Source organism: Microvirga pakistanensis (assembly GCF_004458765.1).
Classification (GTDB): domain Bacteria; phylum Pseudomonadota; class Alphaproteobacteria; order Rhizobiales; family Beijerinckiaceae; genus Microvirga; species Microvirga pakistanensis.
Genome location: NZ_SPJX01000301.1, coordinates 1 through 223, shown reverse-complemented (window position 1 = coordinate 223; position 223 = coordinate 1). Strand labels below are relative to the sequence as shown.

Genomic DNA, 223 nt, shown 5'->3' with positions numbered 1-223 from the left:
GCTGACGATCGCGCTGCGCAACCCCGGCCGCTTCAAGGCGGTGTCGGCGTTGGCGCCGATCGCTTCACCCATGAACTGCCCGTGGGGCGAGAAGGCGCTCCAGGCCTATCTTGGGCCGGAGCGGGCGGCCTGGCGGGACTACGATGCCTGCGCGCTGATCGAAGGCGGCGCGCGCGTGAGCGACATCCTGGTCGACCAGGGCACGGCCGACGGCTTTCTGGAC

At 70.9% G+C, this 223-nt stretch carries 1 protein-coding gene; it reads left to right on the top strand.

Annotation, left to right across the window (positions count from 1 at the left end; translation table 11 throughout):
- Nucleotides 1-223, top strand: a 223-nt coding sequence (locus E4K09_RS16695) for an alpha/beta hydrolase-fold protein (RefSeq protein WP_244610542.1), incomplete at both ends; no start/stop codon positions are given.